Raw genomic sequence first — 23,539 nt, 5'->3', positions numbered from 1 at the left:
GGACTTTCAGGCAGTTCTCAGGACAATGTCCGGAGCCTAGACCGCGGCACTGACAGCCCTCACCCCAATTTCCGCCCCTTACATCGCCCTGTCTCCCCGGCCGCTTCCCATACGCACCATCTGTCCCGTCTGTCGGTTGCCGCTCCGCGTGGCTCTGTTCAGCCCTGGACGTGCACCAGCACCGTGCCGCTGCCGTCGACGACGTCCAGGCCCGCGATGTCCGAGGGGCCGATCGAGGTGGACGCCGGGATGTCGGCCTTCGCGTTGTAGCCCGAGCCCCAGGTCCCGGCCGTCTCGCTCTGCCCGTCGCGGGCGTGAACGACCAGGTGGCAGGTGATGCCGACGGGGAGGTTGCCCAGCGCCAGCTCCATCTGGGTGCCCCAGGACTCCGGGGTCAGCGAGGCGGTCGCGGTGACGTGGGTGGTCGGGTTGCTGCCGGTCCAGGTCATCGCCGCCGCCGGGGGCGCGGACGTACCGCCGTGCACGCCCCCGGCATACACCCATGCGCCGACCACGGCCGCCGCTCCGGCCAGCACCAGACCGGCGGTCACCAGCACCCGTCGCCGCGGCCGCCGGTGCGGCACGGGGACGGCGGTCGGCACCGGGGAGGCCGTCGACTCCGCCGACGCGACCGCATTCGGCGTCGGCGTCGGTTGCGCAGGCGTCGGCGTCTCCGTCAGTGGCGGCGTCAGCGACTCCGCCAGCGCGGCGCTCTCGTCCAGCTCGTCGAACGGGGTGTGCCGGAGCAGGCCCGGGAGCGGGGCCATGGCCAGCAGCTCCTCGCGGCAGTGCGGGCAGGTGGAGATATGGGACTCCAGCGCGGACCGCTCCTCCGGGTCGAGGGCCCCGAGCAGGTAGGCGCCCAACTGCACGCTCTCCTGACAGGTCGTCATCGTGAGGTCACTCCTCTCTCCTCCAGAACGTTCCGTAGTGCCCGCAGCCCGTAGAAGCAGCGTGACTTGACCGTGCCCGGCGGGATGCCGAGCTGTTCGGCGGTCTCGGCGACCGTGCGGCGCAGGTAGTAGACCTCGATCAGCACCTCGCGGTGCTCTGGGCGCAGACCGCGCATGGCCTCCAGAAGCTGCCAGCGTTCCAGCATCCGGTCCAGCTCGGCCTCGCCGCCGAGGTCCTCGGGACCGCCGCGGTCGTCGTCCGGCAGGGGCGCCTCGGCGGGCCGGGCCCGCGCCCGGCGGTAGGCCGAGACCACCAGGTTATGGGCGACCGTGTGCAGCCACGGGCCCGCCCGCTCAAGGTCCAGCGCGTCACGGTGCTGCCAGGCGCGCAGGAAGGTCTCCTGGGTGAGGTCCTCCGCACGCTGGTAGTCGCCGTGCACCAGCCGCAGGACGTGTCCGAGCACCGAGCGTCCGTAGCGCGCGTAGAGCGCGGACACGAAGGCCGCGTCCGGGGTCGGTGCGTTGTCCACACCCCCAGTACGCGCCCGGCCGGTCGCCGGTTCAAGCTGGAGGGAAGACAAATGAACTGAACCGGCGGGCTGTCCCCGGCGTAACCCGGGACAGGATTCCCGAGAGCCCTTGGGGGCGACCATGAAGACCCGCGTTCTCGTAGCGACCGCCACCGTGTTGCTGGCCGGGGGAGTGGCGGCCGGGTGCTCGTCCAGCGGCTCGACGTCAGGGAGTGCGTCGAGCGGCGCTCCGGCACCGACCTCCGCACCGGCGAGCGGCGGCACCAGCAGTCCGCTCTCGCTGACCACGCACACGGTGAGCGGCGTCGGCACGGTGGTCGACGTCAACGGCAGGGCCGTCTACTTCGACGACCAGGACACCACCGGCAAGATCCTGTGCACCGGGGCCTGCACCACCGTCTGGGTTCCGGTCACCGTGACGTCCACGCCCGCCCCGGTCGACGGCATCACGTTCGGCACGGTCGCCCGCCCGGGTGGGACCGAGCAGCTGACCGCCGACGGCCACCCGCTCTACACCTTCGCCCGCGACACCTCCGCGAGCGACGCCACCGGCCAGGGCGCGAAGGACGCCTTCGCGGGCCAGTCCTTCAGCTGGCACGCGTTGACCACGGCCGCGGCCGGAACGTCCGGCGGCGCCGGCGGCAGCAGCAGTACGCCGAGCGCTCCACCCTCGACGCCCTCCCCGACCGCGCCCAGCGGCGGCTACGGCGGGTACTGAGCACCGCCTGCCGCGCATCACTCCGCTTACTCCTCGCCCGCTCGTACGCCTCGCTCGTACGCCTCGCTCCTACTCCTCAGGCGCGCAGACGCGGAGCAGCAGCAGCGAGCGGCCGGGAACCACGATCGGCTCGCCCGCAGGGCAGTGCCGACCGTCGGGCGCGGACTGCTGCTCCGACGCGGTGTCGACGACGGTCTCGTAGCAGCGCGCCCACGGCAGCCCGGGCAGGGTGAACCGGGTCGCCCGGTGGTGCGCGTGCAGGATCAGCAGGAAGCTGTCGTCCTGGAGCGGGTCGCCGCAGGCGTCGCGTTCGGTGAGGTCGTCGCCGGAGAGCAGCATGGCCAGGGTCGCGCCGGGTGCGTACCAGTCGGCCTCGGTCATCTCCTTGCCGCGCGAGGTGAACCAGGTCAGGTCGGGCAACCCGCCCGGATGCGCCGGACGGCCGGAGAAGAAGGCCCGCTGCCGCAGCACCGGGTGGGTGCGGCGCAGCCGGATCAGCCGCGCGGTCAGGTCGTGGAGCGGTCGCCACTCCGGTGAGTCGAGCAGCGACCAGTCCACCCAGCCGACCTCGTTGTCCTGGCAGTACGCGTTGTTGTTGCCGCCCTGGGTACGGCCGAACTCGTCGCCCGCGACCAGCATCGGCACGCCGGTGGACAGCAGCAGTGTCGAGAGCAGGTTGCGCAGCTGGCGGCGGCGCAGCGCGTTGATCGACGGCGACTCGGTCGCGCCCTCCGCGCCGCAGTTCCAGGAGTGGTTGTCGTCCGTCCCGTCGCGGTTGTCCTCGCCGTTGGCCTCGTTGTGCTTGCCGTTGTAGGAGACCAGGTCGCGCAGGGTGAAGCCGTCGTGCGCGGTGATGTAGTTGACCGACGCGAACGGCCGCCGCCCGGCGCGCTGGTAGAGGTCGGAGGAGCCGGCCAGCCGGTAGCCGAGGTCCCGCACGTCCGGACGCGCCCCGCGCCAGAAGTCGCGGACGGTGTCCCGGAAACGGTCGTTCCACTCCGTCCACAGCGGCGGGAAGTTGCCCACCTGGTAGCCGCCCAGGCCCACGTCCCAGGGCTCGGCGATCAGCTTCACCCGGCTCAGCACCGGATCCTGGAAGACGGCGCCGAGGAAGGGCGCGCGCATGTCCACGTCGTAGCCGGTCCGGGCCAGGGTGGCGGCCAGGTCGAAGCGGAAGCCGTCCACGCCCATCTCGGTGACCCAGTAGCGCAGCGAGTCGGTGATCAGCCGCAGCGCCTGCGGCTGGGCGGCGTCCAGGCTGTTGCCGCAGCCCGTGAAGTCCTGGTAGCCACGCCGGTTGTGCGGCTGGAGCCGGTAGTAGGCCGCGTTGTCGAACCCGCGCAGCGACCAGGTCGGCCCGCCTTCGCCGCCCTCGGCGGTGTGGTTGTAGACGACGTCGAGAATGACCTCGATGCCCGCCGCATGCAGGGATCTGACCATCCGTTTGAACTCGCCGACCTGTTCGCCGCGCGAGCCGGAGGCGGAGTAGGCGGCGTGCGGCGCGAAGTAGCCGATGCTGTTGTAGCCCCAGTAGTTGCGCAGCCCGAGCCGCTGCAGGTGCTCCTCGTCGGCGAACTGATGCACCGGCAGCAGCTCGACGGCGGTGACGCCGAGCCCGGTCAGGTAGTCGAGCGTGGCGGGGTGACCCAGCCCCGCGTAGGTGCCGCGCAGCTCGGGCGGGACGCCGGGGAGGTTGCGGGTGAAGCCCTTGACGTGCAGCTCGTAGAGGACGGTGTCGGCCCACGACGTCTTGGGACGCCGGTCGTCGAGCCAGTCGTCTCCGTCGTGCACGACCACGCCCTTGGGCACGTGGCGGGCCGAGTCGCGGTTGTCCCTGACCGTGTCGGCGACGTCGGCCTCCGGCCAGCCGCGGACATGGCCGTGGACGGCGTCGTGGAGCACGAACGGGCCGTCGACGGCCCGGGCGTAGGGATCGAGCAGCAGCTTGGCGGGGTTCCACCGGGCGCCGGTCCACGGGTCCCAGCGACCGTGCACCCGATACCCGTACCGCTGGCCCGGACGGACGCCCGGGAGGTGGCCGTGCCAGACCTGGAAGGTCTGCTCACGCAACGGATGGCGGGTCTCCTGGCCGTCGTCGTCGAAGAGGCAGAGCTCGACGGCCTCGGCGCCGCCCGCCCAGACCGCGAAGTTGGTCCCGGGCCGCCCGTCCGGCCCCTGGTGGTACCGAGCACCCAGCGGCTGCCAACTGCCGGGCAGCACCGCGCGCTTCGGGGCTCTGCTCGCTTCGGCGGCGGTTTGGTCGTCGGCCCGGTCCTCGGTCTGGTCCTCGGGTTGGTCGTCGGCGTGGTCCGCGGCGGACCGCTCCGACGAGTGGGATCCCTCCGGTTCCTCCTGCTCCAGTCTCAACTCAGCGGGCAGCGCCATGAGCCCCACCTCCCCGTCCCGGTGAACGTCCCGATCCTCCGGCTTACGGTTACGTTCCCCACTAGCCGTCAGATGTCACCCGCCCGGTCACGTTCGGTCCGGCGAGAACCCTTCGGCGGGGTGCTGCTGTGCAGGCGGGGGAGGCGCGGGGGGACGGGGCGGAAGAGCTCAACTTCCTTGCGCGCCAGAAGGTGACGTGCCCGTGTCGTTCGATTCGACTCCTCGTTGAGCCCTTCGGAGCAAACACAGGAGTGAGGCGGCGTGAGCGTGAACGTGTGGGCCGGACGGATGAGGCGTGCGGCGGTCGGGGTCATTCTCCCGCTCGCTCTGCTGCTGGCGGGCTGCTCGGGTTCGGGCTCCGACGCCAGCAGCGACGCCGCACGGATCTCCGCCGCGCAGGTGACGCTGACGCCGGGCGACGGCGCGTCCGAGGTGCCCGCGCAGGGCGGCGTCCAGGCCACCGTCCGCGACGGACGGCTGACCCAGGTGACGCTCAAGGACGACGACGGCCACACCGTCCCGGGCACCGTCGCTGCCAACGGCGCCTCCTGGCAGCCGACCGGCAAGCTGCTGCCGGAGACCCGCTACACCCTCAACGCGGTCGCGGTCGACAAGGACGGCCTCCAGGCCGCCAAGCACGCCAGCTTCACCACCTTCGTGCCCAAGAACACCTTCATCGGCTTCTACAACCCGGTGGACAAGAGCACGGTCGGGGTCGGCTTCATCGTCAGCATCCGTTTCAACCGCGCGATCACGGAGGAGGCGGCGGTCCTGCAGGCGATCAGCGTCACCGCGAAGCCCGCCGTGCCGATCGCGCCGCACTGGTTCGGTTCGCAGCGGCTGGACTTCCGCCCGCAGAAGTTCTGGGCTCCGGGGACGGTGGTGACGCTCGCCCTGAACCTGCGTCATGTCGAGGGCGCGCCGGGCGTCTACGGCACGCAGCAGAAGTCGATCACCTTCACCATCGGCCGCAGCCAGATCTCCACCGCCGACACCGACTCCGACACCTTGACGGTCGTCCGCGACGGCTCGACGCTGCGCACCCTCTACATCTCCGCGGGCAGCCCCGGCCACTCCACCTACGACGGCACCATGGTCATCTCCGAACAGGACCAGGTCACCCGGATGAACTCGCAGACGGTCGGCCTCGGCAGCGAGTACGACATCCCGGCGGTCCCGCACGCGATGCGCCTGACCGACTCGGGCACCTTCGTGCACGGTGTCTACTGGCGTCCGGCCTCGGTCTTCGGCGCGCAGAACACCAGTCACGGCTGCATCGGCCTCTACGACGAGGCGGGCGGATACAGCGACAGCACACCCGCGGGCTGGTTCTTCGACCACTCGATGATCGGCGACGTGGTCCGCGTCGTCGGCTCGGACGGCGACCAGGTCGCCCCGGACAACGGCATGAGCGGCTGGAACATGTCCTGGACGGACTGGACCAAGAGCTGAGCGGCTGCCTCTGGACCGCCCCTCGGGCTGTGCGTCAGCCGCGCTCTTCGATGTGGCAGGCGTCGAAGAGCGGGGCGAGGTGGCGGGCCGGTGCGGAGGGCCGCACGGCCAGGGAGGTGCGGACGGTCGGTACCGGCGGGGTGAAGGGGCGGACGGCGATGGTGCGGCCGGGCGGGAGGGTCTCCGCCTGGGCGGCGTAGAAGACCGTCCAGCTCGGCCGGCCGCTGCCGATCGCGGCGAGCGTGTCCTGGTCGGTGGTGAACGGCGGGCCGAGCACCGGTTCGAAGCCCGCGGTCCGGCAGGCGTCGGTGACCAGGTCGACCAGATGCGGGTTGTTCTCGCGCGGGGTGATCCGCAGCGGCATGTCCGCCAGATCGGCGAGGGCCACGGACTCCTGCGCGGCCAGCGGGTGGTTCGCCGGGAGTACGGCGACCAGCGGATCCGTCCAGACCGGAACGAGCTCCAGGTCGGGGCTCCGGCGGGCACCGCGGACGAACGCCGCGTCGAGTTCGCCCTCGCGCACCAGGCGCAGTCGGGTCGAGGCGTCGGCGCTGTGCAACTCCACGCTGACGTGCGGGGCGTGCTCGGCCAGGGTGGTCAGCACCCGTTCGAGGCGGGCACCCAACCCGACGTTGGTGCCGAGTCGCAGCACCGTCGCGCGCTCGGCGCGGAGTGCGGCCATCGCCTCCGTCGCGGCCTGCTCGGCCCCGAGGACCGCGCGGGCGTGCGGTAGGAACGCGCTGCCCGCGGCCGTCAACGCGACGGACCGGGTGGTGCGGTCGAACAGATCGAGGCCCAGCTCCCGCTCCAGTCGGCGCACCTGCTGGCTGACCGTCGGCTGGACGATGCGCAGCCGCTCGGCGGCCCGCCCGAAGTGCAACTCCTCGGCCACCGCGAGGAAGTACCGCAGCTGGCGCAGTTCCACGCCCACCCCACCAGCCCCAAGCGCCGTCATTCATCACGATCGTCGATCAGTGTAGGAGCGAGGTGCTCATTGGTCACAGCCGACGATCGCGGTGAACTGAACCCGCAGCACAGACAGTGGCAGTCAAAGCCCCGACGAAAGAGGGAAGTTGTGAACGCCGGCAGCACCACCGAGCAGCAGGTCGTCCTCCGCTACTTCGACGCCCTGGCCAACGGCAAGCAGGACGTGATCCGGGACAGCTTCGCGGCGGACGCCACCTTCACCTACCCGGCGGACCTGCCGATGTCCGGCACCTGGACCGGTCCGGACGGCATCGTCGACGGCTTCCTCGCCGCGGCCTTCGCCCTGCTGGACCCGGAGAAGCCGGTCTCCGTCGACGTCACCGGCGTCTACCCGGCAGGTCAGCACGTGATCGTCGAGTGGACGTCACGCGGGACCGTGCGCAACGGAAACCCGTACCTCAACCACAACATCGCCGTTTTCACCGTGCGCGAGGGCAGGATCGTCTCCGCTCGCGAGTACGCCGACACCCAGCACTGGGAGCACGCGCTGCGCAGCACCGAGAACTGAGTCCCCGAGGGCTGATTCTCCGAGAGCCGAGACGGCGGAATCACGGCGGAACCGCTCTCCCAGGCATAGGCGTCCCCGTTTTCGGGGAGTTCCCAGCTTGCGAGGTTATCCTCGCCGCAGTGCCCAAAAGGGACAAACCACAGCAGCTGCCGTGAGGGGAGAAACGGTTGTTCGCGCGCATCGGTGTCCTGCACGCCGCACACGTCCGACGAGGTCTGCTCGGGATAGCCACCGGGGCCCTGGTCCTCGCGGCCAGTGCCTGCGGGGGAAGCACGGCCCCGGGCCAATCCGGCGGCGGCGCGGACGGCGGCAAGCCGGGTGCGACCGCGGTGGCCGTGCCCGCCGCCACCGTGACGATCCTGCCGAAGGCCGGCGCGACCGGCGTCGACACGACCGGGACGCTGCACGTCAGCGCCGCGTCCGGGCGGCTCACCGCGGTGACCGTCACCGGCGCCGACGGCAGCACCGTCAGCGGCGCGATAACCGGAGACGGGACCGGCTGGACGCCCAGCGCGGTCCTGCACACCGGCACCCGCTACAGCGTGGTGGCCACCGCCGCCGACTCGCAGGGACGCACCACCACCCAGCGCTCCTCCTTCACCACGCTGACCCCGGCGGCCAGCGACATCGCCAACTTCAACATCAACCCCGGTGAGACCTACGGCGTGGGCATGGAGGTCTCGCTGCAGTTCAACGACCCGGTCTCGCAGCAGTACCAGGCGGACGTACTGAAGGCGGTCACTGTCACCGCGAACCCGTCCGTGGACGTCGAGGGCCACTGGTTCGGCGACAGCCGCGTGGACTTCCGTCCGCAGAACTACTGGGCGCCCGGCACCCAGGTCACCCTGCACCTGCACCTGGACGGCGTCCGCACCGGCTCGCAGGAGTACGGCCAGCAGGACAAGGACGTCAGCTTCACCGTCGGCCGCTACCAGGTCAGCGTGGCCGACAACAACGCGCACACCCTCACCGTCTACTCGGCCCCTGGCGTGGTCCGCCGGACGCTGCCGGCCAGCCTCGGCGACCCGCAGCACACCACCTGGAACGGCAAGATGGTGATCAGCGAGAAGTACTCGACCATCGACATGAACTCCCAGACGGTGGGCCTGGGCAGCGCGTACAACATCCCGGACGTCCCGCACGCCCAGCGGCTGACCACCTCGGGCACCTTCGTCCACGGCAACTACTGGCGTCCGGCCTCGACCTTCGGCAGCCAGAACACCAGCCACGGGTGCGTCGGCCTCCAGGACGTCCAGGGCGGCGGCGACCCGAACACGCCCGCGGCGTGGTTCTACGACAACTCGCTGATCGGCGACGTCGTCCAGGTCGTCAACGCGCCGGACGCGGTCGTCAGCCCGGACAACGGGCTGAACGGTTGGAACATGAGCTGGTCCGCCTGGACGTCCAACTGACCCGCTACCACTGAGCCCCCTGACCCGCTCCTCGTGATCGCCCCGGGCCCGCGTTAACATCGGTTCACTCTGCGCTCTACTCGGCGCTCTGCGCCCTTCTTCATCCCGCCCGGGGAGGCACGTACATGGACCGCTTCGTGACGCTCGAGGTCGACCAGGACGCCGTCGGTGTGATCCGGCTCGACCGCCCCAAGATGAACGCGCTCGACATCGCGATGCAGGACCAGCTCAAGGAGGTCGCCGAGGAGGCGTCCGCGCGTGCCGACGTGCGCGCCCTGGTGATCTGGGGCGGCGAGAAGGTCTTCGCGGCCGGCGCTGACATCAAGGAGATGCAGCGCATGGGCTACGCCGACATGGCGCTGCGCGGCGGCGCGCTCCAGGGCGCCTTCGACGCGGTGGCCCGGATCCCCAAGCCGGTGGTCGCCGCGGTCACCGGCTATGCCCTCGGCGGCGGTTGCGAGCTGACGCTCTGCGCGGACATCCGTGTCGCCGCGGAGAACGCCAAGTTCGGCCAGCCGGAGATCCTGCTCGGCATCATTCCGGGTGCCGGCGGCACCCAGCGGCTCTCGCGCCTGGTCGGCCCGGCCAAGGCCAAGGACCTGATCTTCACCGGCCGCATGGTCGACGCCGCCGAGGCCCACCGGATCGGCCTGGCCGACCAGGTCGTCCCCGCCGACGAGGTCTTCGCCACCGCGCACGCCTGGGCCGCGAAGCTGGCCGCCGGTCCCGCGCTCGCGCTGCGCGCCGCGAAGGAGGCCGTGGACCGCGGCCTGGAGACCGACCTGGACACCGGCCTGACCATCGAGCGGAACCTCTTCGCGGGTCTCTTCGCCACCGAGGACCGGGAGATCGGCATGCGGAGCTTCGTCGAGGAGGGCCCTGGCAAGGCCAAGTTCAACTGACGCGACCGGCTTCACCGGCCTCACCGGCTTCTCCGGTTTCCTCGGTTTTCACTGCATCCACTGGCTCCACTGACGCACCACGGCGAGGGGTGGCCGGTGGTCAACGACAGGTGTCAACTGTCGTCCCACCGGCCTCTGTTGTCCCGCTCTGCCGGGTTCACCGGGCTGAGCTGGGCGTATGCAAACCTCTTTGGCATATGCCCGAAGCAATAGATGATTTTTTGTCCATTCGCCTCCCCAGAGCGCTTCTGACGCGCCATCATTGCTCCATGGCAGTACAGGGCGAAGTGGTGCGGGCGCGGACAGTGATCAATGAGCGGGTGGATTCGGCCGATTCGGCCGTCTCCGTCGAGTTCGACGACGCCGCCCGGCTCCTTTCCCCGGAGGGCGACGGCAGCTGCCTGGTCGCCGCTCCGGGTGTCACCGCGCGCGCCCGCCGGCTCACCTTGTCCGCCCTGGAGTCCTGGGGACTGGGCGGACAAGGTGAGGTGGCGGAGCAGCTGGTGGCCGAGCTGGTGGCCAACGCGATCCGGCACACCGGCGGTCGCAGCTTCGTTCTGCGGGTGCTGCGCGGCTCCGGCCGCGTCCGCGTCGAGCTGCGCGACCCGTCGCGGGCGCTGCCGTGTCTGATCAAGGGAGACACCGAGGACGAGTCGGGGCGCGGCCTCCGGCTGGTCGATCTGCTCTCCGACCGCTGGGGCGTGGACCTGCTCTCGCGGGGCAAGTCCGTCTGGTTCGAGCTCAAGATCCGCGCAGCCGCGGCGGCGTAACCTCGGGCTCGGAGTGGAGTTCGAAGGGGCTCGGAACGTCATGCGGGGCCCCATGGATCCGTTGATCCTCGGGGCCCCTGCATTGGGCCGGGCAGCCAAGGGGGTGTTGCTGCCATGGCATCGGAAGCTCGGGTCAGAGGCGTTCCGGTCACCGACTATGGCACGAATCCCGGCATATGGGCAAAGTGCAAACCGGACCAATGGCGCTATTTCGTTATGGCGTGCCGTGGATCACAAGGCGCACTCCGCCATTTGCTTAGATTTCCCTTGTCTGCCACCTGGCAAACCTTGGATCTTTCGAGTAGATCTAAAGCTGTGTGTGCTGACCGCCTCAGTTCGTCCAGCCTGCCCAGCCGGTTCTCCCTGCGTGATGCGATCCGCGACCGGATCCGGCGCCAGGTCTATGCCACCGTCCACGGCGACGGCCTCGACTACGCCCGCTACGACCGGCCCGACGGCGATCCGGGCTTGTTCGGTCCGGACAGCATGGTCTGGCTGGTCCACGGTGACATGCCCGGCATGTTCACCGGCGGTATCGCGGCCCTGCTGCTGCAGTCGCTGCACCCGCTCGCCATGGCCGGGGTGGACCAGCACTCCGACTACCGCGAGCGCCCGATCGACCGGCTCAACGGCACGGCCGGCTTCGTCACCGTCACCAGCTACGGCGGAGCGGCGGAGGCGGAGGCCGCGATCGCCCGCGTCCGCCGGATCCACGAGCACGTCCGCGGCACGGCGCCTGACGGCCGCCCGTACGGCGCGGGCGACCCGGAGTTGCTGCGCTGGGTCCACGTCGCCGAGACCGGGTGCTTCCTGGCGGGCTACCAGCGTTACGCCCCACGGCCGTTGACCCGCTCCGAGCAGGACCGCTACTTCGCCGAGGTGGCCCTTCTGGCGGAGCGCCTCGGCGCGACGGACGTCCCGCACTCGCTCGCCGAGGTCCACGCCTACCTGGCCGAGGTCCGCCCCCAACTCGCCCTGACCGAAGCCGCATCGGCGGCCGTCGACTTCCTGCGCACGCCCGGCACGTTCGCCTCCGATCCCGGCAGCGCGGCGGCGATGCGGATCCTGGTCAACGGCGGGATCGACCTGCTGCCGGACTGGGCCCGGGCCCAACTCCGCCTCCCCGCACGGTCCGCGCTGGGCGTCACGGCGGTCCGCGCCTCCGTCCGCGCCCTGGCCGCGGCGCTGCGCTACGGCTGCGAGCCCTCCGACGTCATCACGACGGCCCGAGCGCGCGCTCTGCGACCCGCGCCAAGTGCCGGGCGAACATCCCCTCCGGATCCTCACTGACCCGTGTCAGCGCGACCATCGAGGTGATGATGACGTCGCACAGCTCCCTCTCCACGTCCTCCCACGTGTGCGAGGACCCCTTCCGCGGGTTCTGCCCGGTCGCCCCGATCACCGCCTCGGCGACCTCCCCGGCCTCCTCGGTGATCTTCAGGATCTGCAGAATGGTCCGGGTCTCGGCCGGGAGCTCGCTGTCCGTCGACAGCCAGCGCTCCAGCTCGGAGATCACGTTCCACGGGGAGTCAGTCACCGTGTCAGAGTAGAGGGCACCACTGATACCCGGTGCCCGTGGGGACCCGTGGGTGTCCGTCGGTACCCGCCAGCCGGAACTACAGTGCCGGGCATGAGGACCATCGGCCTGTTGGGCGGAATGAGCTGGGAATCGACCGCGGAGTACTACCGCGTCGTCAACGGGGGCGTCCGGGAGCGCCTCGGCGGGCTGCACTCCGCCCGGTGCGTGGTCTACTCGGTGGACTTCGCCGAGGTTGAGCGACTCCAGGTCGAGGGCCGCTGGGAGGAGGCTGGCGCGCTGCTCGCGGAGGCTGCCCGGTCGTTGGAGGCCGCCGGTGCGGAGATCGTGGTGCTGTGCACCAACACGATGCACAAGGTCGCCGACGCGATCACCGCGGCGGTCTCCGTCCCCCTGCTGCACCTCGCGGATGCCACCGCCGCCGCAGTCCGGGCCCAGGGGCTGCGCAGGGTCGGGCTGCTCGGGACCTCGTTCACCATGGAGCAGTCCTTCTACCGCGACCGCCTGGCGTCACACGGACTCGTGGTGGACGTCCCCGGGCCGGAGGCACGGGCGCTGGTCCATCACGTCATCTACGACGAGCTCTGCCTCGGCGTTGTCAACGACGCGTCGCGCGAGGCCTACCAGCAGGTCATCGCCGACCTGGTGGCCCTGGGCGCCGAGGGCATCGTGCTCGGCTGCACCGAGATCGAGCTGCTCGTCGGCCCCGAGGACAGCCCGGTCCCGGTCTTCGCCACCGCCCGCCTCCACGCCGAAGCCGCCGTGGACTTCGCGTTGGGGTGACCCCCGGTGCGGGCGTGCGGCCGGGAGCGGCCGCACGCCCGCACCGGGGCACGACGGGAAGGGCGGTGTGCTCAGAACTCCGCAGTCACCGTGACGCCGCTGAAGGACGTGTGGCCGTAGAGGCTGATGTAGCGCCAGCCGGGGGCCGTGTTGGTGACGGCGAGGGACTGGGTGGTACCAGTCCTGGTTGAGGACGCGGTGTGGAGGGCAGGGGAGGCCCAGGCCCTCGGGTCGTAGTAGAGGTATGCGGTCCCGCTGCCACCCGCGGTGCTGACGGTCAGGGTGGTCCGCCCGGCCGGGAGGTAGAGGTGCAGCTGTACCAGCCCGTCGGCGTGGGCCGACTCGCCGGAGCGGGAGCAGTCGCGGCCCAGCAGTCGCGGGTCGGGTCCGGCGCAGCGGGGTGCGGCGACGGTGACGCGCTGCGAGGCGGTCGAGGTGCGGCCGTTGGTGTCGGTCACGGTGAGGGTGACCAGGTAGCTGCCAGGGGCCGCGTAGGTCTTCGCCGGAGTGGCTGCCGTCGAGCCGGTGCCGTCGCCGAAGTCCCAGGCATGGGAGGTGATCCGGGCCTTGCCCACGTCGGTGGACCGGTCGGCCAGCCGGAGCGTCAGGCCTGCGGTACTCACTCGGAAGGCGGCCGTCGGTGAGCCGGCCCCTGCGCACGCACCCGCCGCACAGGCGTCCAGCCATCGGTCGAAGTCGGCGTCGTAGCGGGTGCCGGGGGAGTGGTAGATGGCGTAGCCGCCCTGGTAGTCGCCGACCCGGAAGCGGGCGAGCATCTGCTGCACCACGGCGGGGTGGTTCTCGACCATGTACCGGACAGCCAGGTAGCCCCAGGGGTAGGTGCGGGTCACGTCGCTGTTCTCGTAGGTGTTCTGGAACAGCGTGCTCAGCGCATAGGTGTGCTTGGCCGCCTCGGCGACCGCCTCGGTGTCGGTGACGCCGCGATAGGTGTAGGAGACGTACTCGGCCACCCCCTCGATCCACCAGACGTCGGGGACGGCCGTCTCCGCGGTGAAGTCGCCGAGCATGTCGTAGCGGCCGTCGAGGTCGTGGGTGTACTCGTGGTTGAGGTTCCAGATCCGCGCGGCGAAGCCGTCGTCGGTCGGCTTCTGGTAGACGATCGAGAGCGGCCGGTTCTTCGGGTCGGTCGGGTCGCCGGTCAGGGTGATGCCGCCGTTGTCCGTGTCCACCCCGAAGAGCGCGCCAGCGTAGGTCTGGTAGTCGGTGGGGCTGGCGAAGACCACCATGGTCACGGTGGACTCGTGCTGGTGCGGCAGCGGCTGCCGTTCCTCGACCAGCTTCTGGAAGAACGGGTCCTGTCCGCGCAGGCTGGCACAGACGGCGGCGAGGTCGGCGGGCGTGAGCGCCTGGGCCTGGACGGTGTGGGTCGCGTCGCAGGTGTGGGTGACGGGCAGCGCGGCCAGGGTCAGCTGTCGGGGCAGGTCGCAGACGCCGTAGTAGCCGCACTGCGTCGGGTCCTCGCTGGCGGCGAGGTTGGCGACGCCGACCCAGAGGGGTGCGGTCCGGCCGGTGATCGACGAGGCCGCGAGCAGCCCCTTGACCAGGGGGCGCACCAGCGCCTGGAGCGCCTGGTGCTGTAGGAACCGGGCGGTCTCGACACCGGCGTTGGCATCCAGGAACGCGTCGGCGGTGCCGAGCAGGTCGGTGTGGCGCACGGTGAAGGCGTCGAGGGTGCTGACGACGGAGGGATCGGTGGTGACGGCGGCGACGAAGTCCGGGAACTGGTGGCCGCGGTAGAGCGGGGTGAAGACGTCGTTGACGAAGTCGACCATGTACGGGGAGGCGTTGTACGCGGCGCTGTAGCCGTTCAGCACCCGTTGGTAGAGGCCTAGGTAGCGGGCCTGGAGGCCAGCGCTGTCGGTCAGCGTGACGACGTCGCCCGCGACCTGGCCGTTGGCGTCGCTGACGTCGGTGAAGTGCGCCGAGGCGGTGAACGCGTCGATGCCTGCGGCGACCGCCGAGGTCAGGGCCGCGCCGTAGCCGCCGACGTCGGCGCTGTCGTTGTACTGGACGTAGTAGCCGGCGCGCAGGAAGAGCACCAGTTGCCAGATGCCGGTGGCGTCGTCGCCCGCGTACGAGGCGGACGCCGTGGTGAAGGCGTCGGCCACGCTCACCATCTGGTTCTCGCGGAAGATCGCTCCTGCTTCCGGGCCGGTGACCCCGAAGAGGGTGTTGAGGCAGTCGGTCGTCGCGGACTCGACGAAGGAGACCAGGGCCGTACCGCTGCGCCCACCGAAGTCCGCGGGAGTGCAGGACGCGGTCGAACCCTGCCCGCTGCTGGGCCGGGTGCCCGTCGGGAAGGTGGTCGGAGAGGTCGGCGGACTGTACGGCGGGAGCTGAGCGGCGGTCAGCCGCCCGGTCTGGACCGCCGCCTGGTCTCCGGCTCCGCTCGTACGTGTGCCCGTCGGGGGCAGCGGGCGATCCGGCCCGGCGGTGGCGACAGGGCTCGTGGCGGCGGTTCGGCCGGCTGTGCCGGTGACCGTGCCGTCGGCTCCGGCAGCCACGGCCGGGGGTGCGAGCAGTCCGGCCACGGCGGTACCGGCGGCCAGAACGAGAGCCAGTAATCCAGGCAGGGGGAAGTGGTGACGCATCGTCACTCCTTGGGGAAAGCGGACGGATGCGCCTCTGAAGAGATGCTGAGGCGTGCATGGCACCGTCTCATCGGTGCCGGGTCGGCCACAATAAGGTGTGACATGCTACTTGTCCGGGGTCTGCCATAACATCCCGGTGCGCAGGGGTCAGCTCCGAGTCGCCCACGCCTGGAAGTGCGCTGCCTGCGCGATCAGGTCCCGGTAGGACGCGGACGCCGCGCCGACGAGTGTCTCGGCCAGCTCGTCACAGACGCCGTCCCGTCGCCAGACGAGCAGATATCGGCACCACAATGGGGTGCCCTCCAGCGGCTTGACCCGCACGCCGGTGATCGGCCGCAGTGTCGCCTGCACCACCGATACCCCGAGGCCCGCGGCGATCATGCGCTGCAACTGCAACTGGTCGCCCAGGAACTCGTGCACCGTGGCGGGGGAGAACCCGGCCTGCGCACAGGCGCGGTGGAACACGCCGGGCCAGCCCGCTCCGTCGTCGGGTGTGGCGAACCAGGCGTCCTCCGCCAGGTCGGACAGTGCGATCTCGGTCCGGTGGCGCAGCCGGTGGCGGGCGGGCAGTGCGACGAAGGACGGCTCGGTCACGATTCCACGGTGTCGGACCGCGTCCGAGTGGCGCAGCTCCTGGCCCGGGTAGTCGGCGGCGATCCCGGCGTCCAACTCGCCGCGCTCCAGCAGCGCGACGATCTCCGAGGAGGCGTAGACGCTGCTCAACTGCAGGGCCAGCTCGGGTACGCGGCTGCGCAGTCGCGCCACCAGGCCCGGCAAGACGGGCGAGTTGGTGGCCGCCAGCCGTAGGGTTCGCCGGGCCTCCGCAGCTGCTGCATCCAACGCCTCCGGGATCGGGCGGCGGCCGATCCCGGCCATCCGCGTCAGCACGTCCCGCGCCCGGCCCAGCACCTCCGCGCCGTACCGCGTCGGCTCGACGCCCCAGGAGTTGCGCTCGAACAGTGGAGCATCGAAGTGCTGCTCGATCCGCCGGAGTTGCGTGCTGAGCGCCGGTTGCGAGTACCCGAGCACGGCGGCTGCCCGGCTCACACTCCCTGCGTCCGCTATCGCACACAACACCCGCAGATGCCGCACCTCCAGCTCCACCCGCGCCCCTTCCGCCTTCACGCGCCGACCGGCGCCCGCACCGGCGCGCCCGGACCGCGACGGCCCGGCTCCACGGAGCGTAGCCAGGCCTCGCGGGGGTCCGGACCCGCCGAAAGGCTGCTGATCAACGCAGGTTGGGGGATGAACCGGGGGAGTCGCGTGGCACGGCCACCTCTGCGTCACCGGTCCGGCGGCACCACCGGACCGGTGACCGGCGCCAGGCTGGGTCCCGATGCGCCGAGTGCCGGTGCCCGGCTAGCGATCGTGCAGAAGCGCGGGACGCGTGACCGGCACGATGGTCAGCAGGGTTTCCAAGCCTTTGAAGTCGTCGGGGTTGGTGGTGAACAAGGGGAGGTCCTCGGCGACGGCGATGGCGGCGATCATCAGGTCGGCCACGCGCCTTCGCGGTTTGCGGCCAGCGCCGATCACAGCAGCGCAGATCCGTCCGTAGATGCGTGCGGCCTCGGTATCGAAGGGAATGGGATCGAATTCATTCTCGGCACGCTGAAGGACGTCGAGCCGACGCGCCCGCTCCGCGTATTCGTCGTAGTCGCCCTGCTCCTCGTTCCGTCGGACCTCGTGCGGCCCGGCGGACAGTTCCGCCAGAGTGATCGCGCTGATGGCCACCTCAGTCGGCAGCTCGGCCGGGTCCACCCAGCGGCGCAGGATCATGATGTTGGTGTCGAGAAGACCCCGCTCGTGCTCAGCGGGCATAGGGATCGTCCATCTCCTGCGCGGCTGTGACGTCCTGATCCGCCCGGAAGGCATCCAGGGAGATGTCGGGTGCGCTCCGCGACATCGCAGCGAATTCTGCCCGGGGAACGAAGCGCCTGCGTCGCTTCAGCGGGATCAGCTCTCCGATCCGGCGGCCGTCACGGGTGACCGTGAACGACTGGCCGGCCTCGACGGCGTCCATGATCTCTCTCGACCTGCTGCGCAGGTCCCGCTGGGTGATCTCCGGTTGCGCTGCCATGCCATCAGACTAGCGATGTGTGCCACGTGGTGCTACGGGGTTGCACTCGGTTCGGGCACAAGGCCACGACCCCGATGAGAACGCCCAAGGCTCTTGTGTGCGTCCAGGAAGGCCCTGGTCGGCAACTGTCCGCCCAGGGCCTCCTCAGGGACTCCGCGTCGTGCACACAGGGAAGGCCCCGACAGTCCTGGATGACGCGAAGTTGCAGATCAGGGTGTGTTTCGTCAGCACTCGATGACGTTGACCGCGAGGCCGCCGCGCGAGGTCTCCTTGTACTTGACCTTCATGTCGGCGCCCGTCTCCTTCATGGTCTTGATCGCCTTGTCGAGGGAGACGTGGTGGCGCCCGTCGCCGCGCAGCGCCATCCGGGCTGCGGTGACGGCCTTCACGGCCGCCATGCCGTTGCGCTCGATGCACGGGATCTGGACCAGGCCGCCGACCGGGTCGCAGGTGAGGCCGAGGTTGTGTTCGATGCCGATCTCGGCGGCGTTCTCGACCTGTTCGGGCGTGCCGCCGAGGACCTCGGCGAGGCCGCCGGCGGCCATGGAGCAGGCGGAGCCGACCTCGCCCTGGCAGCCGACCTCGGCGCCGGAGATGGAGGCGTTCTCCTTGAAGAGCATGCCCACCGCGCCCGCTGCGAGCAGGAAGCGGACGATGCCGTCCTCGTCAGCACCCGGAATGAAGTTCAAGTAGTAGTGCAGCACCGCCGGGATGATGCCGGCCGCTCCGTTGGTCGGCGCGGTCACCACCCGGCCGCCCGCCGCGTTCTCCTCGTTGACCGCCATCGCGTAGAGGGTGACCCACTCCATCGCGTTGGCCGGGCCGATGCCCTCGACGCGCAGCGCCCGCGCTGCCGATGCCGCGCGGCGGCGGACCTTGAGGCCTCCCGGGAGGATGCCCTCGTGGTGCATGCCGTTGCGGACGCACTCCTGCATCACGGCCCAGATCTCCAGCAGGCCCGCCCGGATCTCCGCTTCGCTGCGCCAGGCCTTCTCGTTCTCCAGCATGAGGGAGGAGATGGACAGGCCGGTCTCGGCGGTCAGGCGGAGGAGATCGGCGCCGGTGCGGAACGGGTACGTGAGCACGGTGTCGTCGAGCTTGACGCGGTCCGCGCCGATCGCGTCCTCGTCGACGACGAAGCCGCCGCCGACCGAGTAGTAGGTCTTCTCCAGCAGCGGCACGCCCGCCGCGTCGTAGGCGCACAGCGTCATGCCGTTGGCGTGGTAGGGAAGGGACCGACGCCGGTGCAGGATCAGCTCGTTGTCCGGGTCGAAGGCGATCTCGTGGGTGCCCAGCAGCGAGATCCGCTTGGTCTCCTTGATCCGCGCCACGTCCAGGTCGGCCTGCTCGATGTCGACCGTGCGCGGCGAGTTGCCTTCCAGGCCGAGCAGCACCGCCTTGGGTGTGCCGTGGCCGTGGCCGGTCGCGCCGAGGGAACCGAAGAGCTCGGCCCGCATCGCGTGGACGTCCGTCAGCAGGCCCTCGGACTTCAGGCGGCGCGCGAAGATCCGGGCCGCCCGCATCGGGCCGACCGTGTGCGAGCTGGACGGGCCGATGCCGATGGAGAAGAGGTCGAAGACGCTGATGGCCACGAGGACGCCCTTGTCTTGTGGGTGGGGCAGGAAACTGCGCGGGAGGGTGCGAGCGGTGTCATGGGTAGGGGCACCGCGCGCACTGTCTGGTTCCAGTGTGCGCGGTGCCCCCACCTTTCAGGGATCACGTCAGGGATGACGAATCCCCTACCGGAGGCTTACAGGTCCGGGTACAGCGGGTGCTTCGCGGCCAGCGCGCTCACGCGGGCGGACAGTTCGGCCGCCTTGGCGTCGTCGAAGGACGGCTTGAGGGCCTCGGCGATGATGTCGGCGACCTCGCGGAAGTCCTCGGCCTTGAAGCCGCGGGTGGCCAGCGCCGGGGCGCCGATCCGCAGGCCGGAGGTGACCATCGGCGGACGCGGGTCGAACGGCACCGCGTTGCGGTTGACCGTGATGCCGACCGCGTGCAGGCGGTCCTCGGCCTGCTGGCCGTCCAGCTCGGACTTGCGCAGGTCCACCAGGACCAGGTGCACGTCCGTGCCGCCGGACAGCACGGAGACGCCCGCCTCGACCGCGTCCGGCTGGGTCAGCCGCTCGGCGAGGATCTTGGCGCCCTCGAGGGTGCGGCGCTGGCGGTCCTTGAACTCCTCCGAGGCGGCGACCTTGAAGGACACGGCCTTGGCGGCGATCACGTGCTCCAGCGGACCACCCTGCTGGCCCGGGAAGACCGCGGAGTTGATCTTCTTGGCGTACTGCTCCTTGCAGAGGATCACGCCACCGCGCGGACCGCCCAGGGTCTTGTGCGTGGTGGTGGTGACCACGTCCGCGTAGGGCACCGGGGACGGGTGCAGCCCGGCGGCGACCAGGCCCGCGAAGTGGGCCATGTCGACCATGAGCAGCGCGCCGACCTCGTCGGCGATCCGGCGGAACTCGGCGAAGTCCAGCTGGCGCGGGTAGGCGGACCAGCCGGCAATGATCAGCTTCGGGCGGTGCTCCTTGGCCAGACGCTCGACCTCGGCCATGTCGACCAGGCTGGTCTCGGCGTCCACGTGGTAGGCCACCACGTTGTAGAGCTTGCCGGAGAAGTTGATCTTCATGCCGTGGGTCAGGTGGCCGCCGTGGGCCAGGTCCAGACCGAGGATGGTGTCCCCGGGCTTGATCAGCGCGAACATCGCGGCGGCGTTGGCCTGCGCGCCGGAGTGCGGCTGGACGTTGGCGTGCTCGGCGCCGAACAGCGCCTTGATGCGGTCGATCGCGAGCTGCTCGACCACGTCGACGTGCTCGCAGCCGCCGTAGTAGCGGCGGCCGGGGTAGCCCTCGGCGTACTTGTTGGTGAGCACCGAGCCCTGGGCCTCCAGAACCGCCACGGGGGCGAAGTTCTCGGAGGCGATCATCTCCAGGGTGGACTGCTGCCGGTGCAGCTCGGCGTCCACCGCGGCGGCGACCTCGGGGTCGAGGCTGTGCAGGGACTGGTTCAGGACGGTCATGACGGTGAGATCCCTCAGGTCGTCGGTCGTCGGACGTCGTGTTGGCGGACGTCGGTTGTCAGCCGCCGGAGTTCACTCGCCGAACTGGGCGGTGTACTCGTCGGCGCTGAGCAGACCCTCGGGCTCGCCGGCAAGGCGCAGCTTGAACAGCCAACCGCCGGTGAACGGCTCGGAGTTGACCAGCGCCGGGTCGTCGACGACGGCCTGGTTGACCTCGACGACCTCGCCCGTGGCCGGGGTGTAGAGGTCGCTGACGGACTTGGTCGACTCCAGCTCACCGCAGGTGTCGCCGGCGGTGACGGTGGCGCCGACCTCGGGGAGGTCGACGTAGACCACGTCACCGAGCGCGTCGGCGGCGAAGGCGGTGATGCCCACCGTCGCCACGCCGTTCTCGGCGCCGGTCAGCCACTCGTGCTCCTTGCTGTACGTGAGGTGCTGGGGGTTGCTCATGACGTGATTCTCCCGGATGAGGTGTGGGTACGGCGAAACGGGGGTTGGGACCCCGGGAAGTGTTCTCCGAGGTCGACCGGTAGGTCGACGCTCGGGAGCGTGTGTGGCGGGCGTGCGGCGGACGCGGGTCGGACTACCGCGCGCGCTTGTAGAACGGCAGGGCGACGACCTCGACCGGCTCGTGCGTGCCGCGCACGTCGACGAAGACGGAGGCGCCCGGCGTGGCGTGGGCGGCGTCGACGTAGGCCATGGCGATCGGCTTGCCCAGCGTCGGGGACGGGGCGCCGGAGGTGATCGAGCCGATCACCGTGCCCTCGGCGTCCACCACGTTCATCTCGGCGCGCGGCACGCGGCGGCCGGGGGAGACCAGGCCGACCAGCACCCGCGGCGGGCTGGCGAGCGCCTGCTCGGCGGCCTTCTCCAGCGCCTCGCGGCCGACGAACGCGCCGTCGTTGGTGGTCTTGTCGAAGCGGACCACGCGGCCCAGACCGGCGTCGAACGGGGTCAGCGCGGTGGTGAGCTCGTGGCCGTAGAGCGGCATCCCGGCCTCCAGGCGCAGGGTGTCGCGGCAGGAGAGGCCACAGGGGATCAGGCCGTAGGAGGAGCCGGCCTCGGTCAGCGCGGTCCACACGTGGGCGGCGTCGGCGGGGGCGAGGAAGAGCTCGAAGCCGTCCTCACCGGTGTAGCCCGTCCGGGCCAGCAGGGCCGGGCGACCGGCCACGGTGGCGGGCAGGGCGGTGTAGTACTTCAGGCCCGGCAGGTCGGCGTCGGTCAGCGAGCCGAGGATGGCGGGGGAGTTCGGGCCCTGGACGGCGATCAGCGCGTAGGCGTCGCGGTCGTCGCGCACGGTGGCGTCGAAGCCGTCGGCGCGGGCGGTCAGCTCGTCGAGGACCAGCTGGGCGTTGGAGGCGTTGGCGACGATCATGAACTCGGCCTCGCCGGTGCGGTAGACGATCAGGTCGTCCAGGATGCCGCCGTCCGCCGCGCAGATCATGGTGTAGCGGGCCTTGTTGACCGCGAGCGCGGAGACGAAGCCGACCAGCGCGTGGTCGAGCATCTCGCCCGCCTGCGGACCGGAGACGGTGATCTCGCCCATGTGCGAGAGGTCGAAGAGACCGGCCTTGGTGCGGACGGCGAGGTGCTCCTCGCGCTCACTGCCGTAGCGCAGCGGCATGTCCCAGCCGGCGAAGTCGGTCATGGTGGCGCCGAGGGAGCGATGGAGGCTGTCCAGCGCGGTCAGGCGGAGAGACATTCGGTGATCTCCTAGCAATCAGGGCATGCTGCGGCAGGGCCCTCCCCGTCTGTCGCTGCGACCTGAGAGCTTCACCGCGCCGACGCGCGGGGCGTGGGCGGCTTGCACCGTGGGTGGACCAGCGCGGTACGGAGCCACGACGCGGACGGTGTCGTCCGCGCCCTCTCCGTCGCTTCCTGCGACTGGTCGCTTTCCAGAACTGCCTCGCCCGTGCGGTGTGGTGCCTGAGAGATTCGGGGGAGGCCTTGCTCCTTCGGCGCCGGCGAACTCCCACTGCGCAACCGCTGGTACGGGTGGGTGCAGGGGTGTCGCCGAGCTCTCCCGCGCGGGTTCGAACGGCCGGTATGCAATTGTGGGTGCGCTCATCATGGCATGGCGCCTGGACTGTGGCGAACAGGCTGCGATCCGGCAGCGACACAGCTGAGAACCGGCAAAAGGCCGCGAACGGGCACAACGGGCGTAACGGGCGGAGGCAGACGGTGGAGCAGTACGCGGGCATCCCGCAGCAGGGCGTGCAGCACGGCGTGCAGCCGGGGAGCTGGCCGGAGAACGAGCTGGAGCAGGTGCTGGCCGCGTCGGTCGGTGATCCCGGGGCCACGCCCCGGGTGATGGAGGTGCTGGGCCGCAGCCAGGTCTGGGTCCCGCTGCCCGCCGGGCCGACCCGGGACGGCACCACACTCGACATGCCCACCACCGAGCTGGCCGGGCAGCCGTTCGTCCCGGTCTTCAGCTCGGAGTCGCAGCTGCGCGCCGTCGCGGGCGACGCCATGTCGTACGCGATCGCGCCGGTACGCGAACTGGCCCGTGGGCTGCCGCAGGGCGTCGGCATCGCGGTGAACCCTGAGGGCGCGGTCGGCCTGCCGGTCCCCGCCGCCGGCGTCCCGGACCTCTGCGGCGGCGGTGACGAGGGCGTCCGCGCCACGGCGTGGGAGCCGGAGGCGCACGAGGAGCCGTACGACTTCCTGGCCGCCGCGGCGAGCGAACTCGCCGTGCTGCCCGTGGTGCTGACGGCACGACGGGCTCTGGTGCAGGTCGAGGGCGACGCGCCGAAGCTGTTCGTGGGCGTGCAGTTGGCCCGGTACGAGCCGGGCGACCACGAGGCGGTGGGCCTGGCCCTCGGTCGCGCGCTGGGCGTGGCCCCGCTGGGGTACGAGGTCTCCCTGATCCTGCTGGACGTGGTGGCCGAGGACCCGACCGTGCAGTGGATGCTGTCGACGGTCGCCCCCTTCTACGCGCAGGGGTGACCGAGGCG

22 protein-coding genes and 1 riboswitch are annotated in these 23,539 nt (G+C 70.8%); of the genes, 9 read left to right on the top strand and 13 right to left on the bottom strand.

Annotated features, from left to right (window positions below; translation table 11 throughout):
• Window positions 1-158: 158 nt before the first annotated feature.
• Both ABH928_RS00765 and ABH928_RS00760 read right to left on the bottom strand, forming a co-directional pair.
• Window positions 159-893: an anti-sigma factor gene (locus ABH928_RS00765; RefSeq protein ID WP_370060825.1), complete on the bottom strand. Its 735-nt coding sequence runs from the start codon at window positions 891-893 to the stop codon at window positions 159-161.
• Window positions 890-1,423 (bottom strand): sigma-70 family RNA polymerase sigma factor, encoded by a 534-nt coding sequence (locus ABH928_RS00760; protein ID WP_370060824.1) that lies wholly within the window; start codon window positions 1,421-1,423, stop codon window positions 890-892. The genes ABH928_RS00765 and ABH928_RS00760 overlap by 4 nt, the downstream gene beginning before the upstream one ends.
• A gap of 121 nt (window positions 1,424-1,544) precedes the next feature.
• Between ABH928_RS00760 and ABH928_RS00755 the strand changes: the two genes are divergently transcribed.
• Window positions 1,545-2,141, top strand: a complete 597-nt coding sequence (locus ABH928_RS00755) for a hypothetical protein (RefSeq protein ID WP_370060823.1) — start codon at window positions 1,545-1,547, stop codon at window positions 2,139-2,141.
• A gap of 69 nt (window positions 2,142-2,210) precedes the next feature.
• Here the strand turns inward: ABH928_RS00755 and glgX are convergent, their stop codons facing one another.
• Complete coding sequence (gene glgX, locus ABH928_RS00750) at window positions 2,211-4,526, bottom strand: glycogen debranching protein GlgX (RefSeq protein ID WP_370060822.1); 2,316 nt, start codon at window positions 4,524-4,526, stop codon at window positions 2,211-2,213.
• 261 nt (window positions 4,527-4,787) lie between these two features.
• Between glgX and ABH928_RS00745 the strand changes: the two genes are divergently transcribed.
• On the top strand, window positions 4,788-5,978 hold the full coding sequence (locus ABH928_RS00745) for an Ig-like domain-containing protein (RefSeq protein ID WP_370060821.1): 1,191 nt from the start codon (window positions 4,788-4,790) through the stop codon (window positions 5,976-5,978).
• 34 nt (window positions 5,979-6,012) lie between these two features.
• Here ABH928_RS00745 and ABH928_RS00740 read toward each other — a convergent pair whose 3' ends face one another.
• On the bottom strand, window positions 6,013-6,903 hold the full coding sequence (locus ABH928_RS00740) for a LysR substrate-binding domain-containing protein (RefSeq protein ID WP_370060820.1): 891 nt from the start codon (window positions 6,901-6,903) through the stop codon (window positions 6,013-6,015).
• A gap of 150 nt (window positions 6,904-7,053) precedes the next feature.
• Here ABH928_RS00740 and ABH928_RS00735 point away from each other — a divergent pair, with 150 nt between their 5' ends.
• The 5 genes from ABH928_RS00735 (at window position 7,054) to ABH928_RS00715 (ending at window position 11,847) form a co-directional block, all read left to right on the top strand.
• Complete coding sequence (locus ABH928_RS00735) at window positions 7,054-7,473, top strand: nuclear transport factor 2 family protein (protein ID WP_370060819.1); 420 nt, start codon at window positions 7,054-7,056, stop codon at window positions 7,471-7,473.
• Window positions 7,474-7,640: 167 nt separating this feature from the next.
• Window positions 7,641-8,885, top strand: coding sequence for an Ig-like domain-containing protein (locus ABH928_RS00730; RefSeq protein ID WP_370060818.1), 1,245 nt, complete (start codon window positions 7,641-7,643; stop codon window positions 8,883-8,885).
• 125 nt (window positions 8,886-9,010) lie between these two features.
• Entirely contained in the window at window positions 9,011-9,787 is a 777-nt protein-coding gene (locus ABH928_RS00725) for an enoyl-CoA hydratase/isomerase family protein (RefSeq protein ID WP_370060817.1), read from the top strand.
• A gap of 269 nt (window positions 9,788-10,056) precedes the next feature.
• The gene (locus ABH928_RS00720; RefSeq protein ID WP_370060816.1) at window positions 10,057-10,557 is read left to right on the top strand and encodes an ATP-binding protein; all 501 of its coding nucleotides are present in this window, start codon (window positions 10,057-10,059) and stop codon (window positions 10,555-10,557) included.
• 315 nt (window positions 10,558-10,872) lie between these two features.
• Window positions 10,873-11,847, top strand: coding sequence for an oxygenase MpaB family protein (locus ABH928_RS00715; protein ID WP_370060815.1), 975 nt, complete (start codon window positions 10,873-10,875; stop codon window positions 11,845-11,847).
• Here the strand turns inward: ABH928_RS00715 and ABH928_RS00710 are convergent.
• The gene (locus tag ABH928_RS00710) at window positions 11,774-12,094 is read right to left on the bottom strand and encodes a MazG-like family protein (protein ID WP_370060814.1); all 321 of its coding nucleotides are present in this window, start codon (window positions 12,092-12,094) and stop codon (window positions 11,774-11,776) included. The genes ABH928_RS00715 and ABH928_RS00710 overlap by 74 nt on opposite strands.
• 93 nt (window positions 12,095-12,187) lie before the next feature.
• Between ABH928_RS00710 and ABH928_RS00705 the strand changes: the two genes are divergently transcribed.
• Window positions 12,188-12,877, top strand: coding sequence for an aspartate/glutamate racemase family protein (locus ABH928_RS00705; protein ID WP_370060813.1), 690 nt, complete (start codon window positions 12,188-12,190; stop codon window positions 12,875-12,877).
• Between the two features lie 71 nt (window positions 12,878-12,948).
• Here the strand turns inward: ABH928_RS00705 and ABH928_RS00700 are convergent, their stop codons facing one another.
• The 8 genes from ABH928_RS00700 to gcvT all read right to left on the bottom strand — a co-directional run bounded on the left by ABH928_RS00700 (window position 12,949) and on the right by gcvT (window position 22,287).
• A complete protein-coding gene (locus ABH928_RS00700; protein ID WP_370060812.1) occupies window positions 12,949-15,489 on the bottom strand; it encodes a collagenase in 2,541 nt (846 codons plus the stop codon).
• Between the two features lie 147 nt (window positions 15,490-15,636).
• A complete protein-coding gene (locus ABH928_RS00695) occupies window positions 15,637-16,593 on the bottom strand; it encodes a LysR family transcriptional regulator (protein ID WP_370060811.1) in 957 nt (318 codons plus the stop codon).
• Between the two features lie 255 nt (window positions 16,594-16,848).
• Window positions 16,849-17,307 carry a type II toxin-antitoxin system VapC family toxin gene (locus ABH928_RS00690; RefSeq protein ID WP_370060810.1) on the bottom strand — a complete coding sequence of 153 codons (459 nt, stop codon included), beginning with the start codon at window positions 17,305-17,307 and terminating at the stop codon, window positions 16,849-16,851.
• Window positions 17,297-17,566: a type II toxin-antitoxin system Phd/YefM family antitoxin gene (locus tag ABH928_RS00685; protein ID WP_370060809.1), complete on the bottom strand. Its 270-nt coding sequence runs from the start codon at window positions 17,564-17,566 to the stop codon at window positions 17,297-17,299. The genes ABH928_RS00690 and ABH928_RS00685 overlap by 11 nt, the downstream gene beginning before the upstream one ends.
• A 224-nt stretch (window positions 17,567-17,790) precedes the next feature.
• Window positions 17,791-19,158, bottom strand: coding sequence for an L-serine ammonia-lyase (locus tag ABH928_RS00680; RefSeq protein ID WP_370060808.1), 1,368 nt, complete (start codon window positions 19,156-19,158; stop codon window positions 17,791-17,793).
• Between the two features lie 158 nt (window positions 19,159-19,316).
• On the bottom strand, window positions 19,317-20,585 hold the full coding sequence (gene glyA / locus ABH928_RS00675) for a serine hydroxymethyltransferase (protein ID WP_370060807.1): 1,269 nt from the start codon (window positions 20,583-20,585) through the stop codon (window positions 19,317-19,319).
• 72 nt (window positions 20,586-20,657) lie between these two features.
• Window positions 20,658-21,035, bottom strand: a complete 378-nt coding sequence (gcvH, locus tag ABH928_RS00670) for a glycine cleavage system protein GcvH (protein ID WP_370060806.1) — start codon at window positions 21,033-21,035, stop codon at window positions 20,658-20,660.
• Between the two features lie 133 nt (window positions 21,036-21,168).
• Window positions 21,169-22,287: a glycine cleavage system aminomethyltransferase GcvT gene (gene gcvT / locus ABH928_RS00665; protein ID WP_370060805.1), complete on the bottom strand. Its 1,119-nt coding sequence runs from the start codon at window positions 22,285-22,287 to the stop codon at window positions 21,169-21,171.
• A gap of 203 nt (window positions 22,288-22,490) precedes the next feature.
• Window positions 22,491-22,621, bottom strand: a riboswitch (glycine riboswitch).
• 145 nt (window positions 22,622-22,766) lie between these two features.
• Here gcvT and ABH928_RS00660 point away from each other — a divergent pair.
• Window positions 22,767-23,531 carry an enhanced serine sensitivity protein SseB C-terminal domain-containing protein gene (locus ABH928_RS00660; RefSeq protein WP_370060804.1) on the top strand — a complete coding sequence of 255 codons (765 nt, stop codon included), beginning with the start codon at window positions 22,767-22,769 and terminating at the stop codon, window positions 23,529-23,531.
• Window positions 23,532-23,539 lie beyond the last annotated feature (8 nt).

The organism is Streptacidiphilus sp. MAP5-3 (assembly GCF_041262505.1).
Taxonomy (GTDB): Bacteria; Actinomycetota; Actinomycetes; order Streptomycetales; family Streptomycetaceae; genus Streptacidiphilus.
Note: the sequence above shows the minus strand (reverse complement) of the source record. Positions and strands in the feature narration are given on the sequence as shown.